Annotated in this window: 2 protein-coding genes; both read left to right on the plus strand. The window is 71.8% G+C overall.

What is annotated here, in order from left to right; translation table 11 throughout:
• Positions 1-159: 159 nt before the first annotated feature.
• Entirely contained in the window at positions 160-1,404 is a 1,245-nt protein-coding gene (locus tag FZ029_RS32610; RefSeq protein ID WP_149274341.1) for an exonuclease SbcCD subunit D C-terminal domain-containing protein, read from the plus strand.
• Positions 1,404-5,165, plus strand: coding sequence for an AAA family ATPase (locus FZ029_RS32615; RefSeq protein ID WP_149274343.1), 3,762 nt, complete (start codon positions 1,404-1,406; stop codon positions 5,163-5,165). The genes FZ029_RS32610 and FZ029_RS32615 overlap by 1 nt, the downstream gene beginning before the upstream one ends.
• Positions 5,166-5,261: the final 96 nt, after the last annotated feature.

Here is a 5,261-nt window from a genome sequence, read left to right on the forward strand (position 1 = left end):
CTGCGCCTCGTTCAGCGCCCCGCCGTCGGTGGAGCGGTTTATAGGCGCCCGCCCCCAAACCACGCAAGCGCTTTTTTCATCGCCTCGTCATTTTTTCGTAAACCCCGACCGAAGCGGGGTCCGTAGAGTGGCGCATCGTTTCGTTGCGAGCACAGGACCATGCGGAGCTTCCGTCTTCTCCACACCGCCGACTGGCATCTCGGCCAGACGCTGCACGGCATCCCCCGCGATGTCGAGCATGCCTGCTTCCTCGACTGGCTGATCGATCGCATCGGCGATCACCAGGTGGATGCGCTGGTGATCGCCGGCGATGTCTTTGATGGGCAGAATCCGCCGATCCCGGCATTGGCGCTGTTCTACCGGTTCGTCGCGCGGGTGAAGGCTCTCCATCCACGGCTGGACATCGTGGTGGTCGCCGGCAACCACGACAGCGCCAGCCGGCTGGAAGCGCCGTCGCCGCTGATGACGGAGATGGGTGTGCGGGTGATCGGCACCCTGCCCTCCTCGGCCGAAGGCCTGTTCGATCCGGCACCGCTGATCGTGCCGCTGCGCGATACCGATGGGACCGTCGCGGCGCGCTGCGTCGCCATGCCTTATCTGCGACCGTCCGACCTTCCGGGAATCGAGGAAGCCGAAGACACAGATCCGCTGATCGAGGGCGTACGGCGGCTCTACACACGAGCCTGGACCGGGGGACGGGAGCGCTGCGGACGCGGAGAGGCGCTGATTCTCACCGGCCATTGCTATATGCGCGGCGGCGCCCTGTCGGAGCTGAGCGAGCGCAAGATCCTGGGCGGCAACCTGCATGCCCTTCCGGTCGACATCTTTCCCGAAGACGCGGCCTATGTTGCGCTGGGGCACCTGCACCGGGCGCAGGCGGTGGGCGGGCGCGAGGCCGTGCGCTACAGCGGCTCGCCGATTCCGCTGGCATTGGACGAAGAGCCCTATCCCCATCAGGTGGTGCTGGCGGAGTTCGCGGGCGGCCGGCTGGTCGGGCATGAGCCCCTGCGCGTACCGCGCCATGTGCCGATCCACCGAATCAGCGAGGCCACCCCGGACGCGGCGCTGGAGAGGCTGAAGCGGCTGGAACTGGATAATGCCCGGCCGCGCGATGCCTGGCCCTTCCTGGAGGTGACGGTCGCCCTGCCGGAGCCGCGCCCCGCCCTGCGCGACGAGGTCGAGGCGGTGCTGGCCGGCCGGCCGGTGCGCCTGCTGAAGCTGGGGGTGCGTCTGACCGGCAGCGGCCAGACGCTGGCCGACAGCGCGCAGCCGGTCGATCTGGCCTCGCTGGAGCCGGAGGAGGTCTTCCGGCGCCTCTACCGCCGCAGTCATGAAGGCGATCCAGAGCCGGACCTGATGGCGGCCTTCCACGAGTTGCTGACCGGCGTGCAGGAGACGATGTGATGCGGATTCTCGCGGTGCGCGGCGCCAACCTGACCAGCCTGGACGGCACCTTCTCCATCGACTTCGACCGTGAACCGCTGCGGCGGGCCGGGCTGTTCGCCATCACCGGGCCGACCGGCGCCGGCAAGAGCACGATTCTCGACGCCCTGTGCCTTGCCCTGTTCGACCGCATGCCGCGGTTGCCGGAAGGACGCGGCGAGATGCTGGGGTTGGACGGCGATCCCAACAGCATCCGCACCACCGACGTGCGCACGGTCCTGCGGCGGGGAGCCGGATTCGGCTGGGCCGAGGTCGATTTTGTCGGGATCGACGGCGAGGCTTATCGCGCGCGCTGGGAGGTGCGACGGGCCCGGCAGAAGGCGCAAGGGGCCTTGCAGCAGCAGAGCATGTCGCTGAGCAGCCTGGATGGCGAGCGGCGCTTCGGCGACGGCAAGAAGAGCGTGCAGGAGGAGATCGAACGGCGGCTCGGCCTGAGCTTCGAGCAATTCCGCCGTGCCGTGCTGCTGGCGCAGGGCGATTTCGCCACCTTCCTGAAGGCGCCGGCGCGGGACCGCTCCGAATTGCTGGAACTGCTGACGGGGACGGAAATCTACTCCCGCCTGTCGACCAGGGCCTTTCAGCGCGGGAACGAGGAAAAGCAGGCGCTCGACCAGTTGCTTGCCCAGGCGGGCGGCATTGGCGTGCTGAGCGATGACGACCGCGCGGCCTTGCAGACGGAAGCCGAAGAGGCGGCGAAGGCGGTGCGGAACGGCGAGCAGGCACTGGCGCTCGCCCAGGCGGCATTGGCCTGGCATGAGCGCGACGGGCAGCTCGCGGCGGCGGAGAGCAAGGCGGTCGAGGCGGCGGACGCGGCGGAGCGGGCCTGGAACGAGGCGGAGGAGCGGCGCGAGGCGGCCGCCCGGCTGCGCGGCCTGCAACCGCTTCGGCCGCTGTTGGCCGATGCCGACCGGGCGAACGGCGACGCGGCGGAGGCCGCAGCGGCGGTCGACCGGGCGGCGGAGGCCTGGGAAAAGGCGCGGCTTGCGGTGGAAGAAGCCGCCACCCGCCATGGCGAGGCCCGGCGACGGTTCGAGGATGCCCGCTCGGCCGAGATGAAGGCCGAACCCGATCTTGAACGCGCGGCCGATCTGGATGGGCGGATCGCGATGCTGTCCGGCGAGCAGGAGACTGCCGAGGCGGCCGCGAGGGTGGCGACGCAGCGCGTCGGGGCGGCACGAAAGGCGGTGCGCGACATCGAGACCATGCTGTCGGCGGCGCGGAACGACGGAGCGCGGCTGGAGATCTGGCTGCGGGAGCAGGCCGACCTCGCCACGGTGGCCGGGCAGTGGGAGCGATGGGACCGGTTGCTGGCGCGCGCCATCGCCGACACCCGGGCCGGCGAGGCGGCGGCCCAGGAGCGCGGGCGGCTGGAGCGGGAGCTTGCGGCGACCGCCGCCACCGCCGAGGCGGCGGACACCCGGCTGGCGGAAGCGCGCGAGCGCTGTCAGGCGGCGGAACGCGCGCTGGAAAGCCTTCGGGGTGAGGCGGTTCCGTCGCTAGAGGAGGCGCGGCAGGCGCGGGCCACGGCGGGGTTGCGGCGGGACAGGCTGCTGGCGCTGCTTGCCACCGGCGAAGCTCGGCACCGGCTGGCCGCCGAGCGCGAGGCCGCGGAGGGTGAGCGGCTGCGGCTGCTTGGCGAGGCGGAGCGCGACGGGACGGCGGCACGGGAGCTTGCCGAGCATCGCGCCGGGCAGCAGGCGGCGGTCGAGGAGGCGGAGCACACGCTGCAGCGACTGATGCTGGCCCAGCGCGAGGATGTGGAGAGCCTGCGCGGGCGGCTGGTGGAGGGAGAGCCCTGCCCGGTCTGCGGATCGGCTGAGCATCCCTGGGCGGATGCGGGAGCGACGCCGCTCGTCCGGGTGACGCGGGATCAGGAAAAGCGCCGTGCCGAATTGCGTGAGGCGCTTGCCGCGACGGTCGCCCGCCATGCCGCGCTGGAGGCGGCGGAAGGGGCGGCGCGCAAGGGCGCCGATGGACTGACGGCCCGGTTGGCCGCCATGGCGCGGGACGCCGAAGGGCTGGATCTGCGCTGGGCGGAGCAGGCGACGGCGGCCGGCTGGCAGGCCGAGGGCGGAACGCTGACCGACATCGGCAAGGCGGTCGAGGAGGTGGAGCGGCAGTTGGCGGCCATTGCGGCCGAAGAGGAAGGGGCACTCGACCACCGCAGGCGGGTGGATGCCGCACAGCAGGAACATCGGCGGCTTGAAACCGCGGCGGCTGGACTGGCGGCGGAGTGCGAGGCGAACCGGCATCGGCTGGCCGACGGACGGCAGGCTTTGGCGCTGGCAGTGTCGGCGCTGGACCGGGCAAAGGCAGATCGGGATGCCGCCCTGGCCGAACTGGATGAGGGATTGGCCGGGGACGCCGATTGGCGGGCGCGGCTGGAACGGGAAGCGGACGGGTATCGGGCCGCTTTGGCGTCGCGGGTGGCCGAGTTCCGGGAAAAGGCCGAAGCGCTGGCCCGTGCCACACGCGAGGTGGAACGGTCCACCGGCGAACTCGCGGTGCAGACGGCGGAGCTGGACGCCGCGCTGCGGGCCGAGGAGGAGGCGCGCAAGCGGGCGGACGATCTCGCCGGCCGGCTGGCGGAGGCGCGGGCGACGCGGAGCGCCCTGCTGGGCGGGCAACCGGTGGCAATGGTGCGGAAGGCTCTGGCCGGGGCGCGGCACGAGGCCGAAGCCCTGGTGGAAAAAGCCACGTTCGCACGGCAGGACGCCGTCGCGCGGCTGTCGGCGGCGGAGCGTGAGCGCGAGACCCGTGGCGAGGCGGCCCGGCAGTGCGCCGACAAGGCACGGGCGGCCGGCGAGCGGCTGGAGCGGGCGGCGGCGGAGCGTGGCGCCGGGTTGGAGGAGGTTCGCCGGCTGCTGGCCACGGCCGAAAGCGATCTGGAGGCGGAAGAGCTGGCATTGGCGGTGCTGGAGCGGGCGCGCGGCGATGCCGCGCTGGTGGTTGCCGAGCGGCGGCGACAGCGCGCCGATCACCATGCGGCGGGCGTGCCGGCGCTGAGCGTCGGAGACGCTGCCGCCGCCGCGGAGAATTCCCGAACGGTGCTGGAACGGGACCGCGACCGGCTGGGTTCGGCGCGCGGACGGCTGGAGGCCGACGACGGCAACCGGCAACGGCTGGCCGGACTGCGGGTGGCGATCGAGACGCAGCAGGCGCGCTGTGCGCTGTGGGGCAAGATGGCGCAGCTGATCGGCTCGGCGAACGGGCAGAAGATGCGCAACTTCGCCCAGAGCCTGAGTTTGGATCTGCTGCTGACCCACGCCAACCGGCATCTGGAGGACCTCGCCCGCCGCTATCGGCTGGAGCGGGTGACGGGGGCCGATCTGGAAATCCAGGTGGTCGACCGCGAGATGGGCGACGAGCGGCGCGGCGTGCACAGCCTGTCGGGCGGCGAGTTGTTCCTGGTGTCGCTGGCCCTGGCGCTCGGCCTGTCGGCGATGGCGGCGGGGACAGCCGGCGGGATCGGCACGCTGTTCATCGACGAGGGGTTCGGCACGCTCGACCCCGACAGTCTGGACGTGGCGCTGTCCTGCCTGGAGGCTCTGCAGGCCGGCGGGCGTCAGGTCGGCGTCATCAGCCACGTTCCGGCGATGGTCGAGCGCATCGGCACGCAGATCCGCGTGATGCCGCTGGGCGGCGGGCGCAGCCGGGTGACGGTGCAGTCGGTTACGGGGACGGCGCTTGGCGTGGCGATGGAGGAGGTGGAGGGGGTTTGAGGAGAGTGGTTGCGACGGTTGCCCCCTCCCCATCCCTCCCATAGGCGCTAACATACCGGCTTCCTTATGAAGGGAGCCGGTATGTTTTCGGTCTGG

Source organism: Azospirillum sp. Sh1 (assembly GCF_008365135.1).
Taxonomy (GTDB): Bacteria; Pseudomonadota; Alphaproteobacteria; order Azospirillales; family Azospirillaceae; genus Azospirillum; species Azospirillum oryzae.

Excerpts from the sequence above, each read along its gene's own strand:
- FZ029_RS32610 (WP_149274341.1), top strand. The coding sequence starts at position 160 with ATGCGGAGCTTCCGTCTTCTCCACACCGCCGACTGGCATCTCGGCCAG.
- FZ029_RS32615 (WP_149274343.1), top strand. The coding sequence starts at position 1,404 with ATGCGGATTCTCGCGGTGCGCGGCGCCAACCTGACCAGCCTGGACGGC.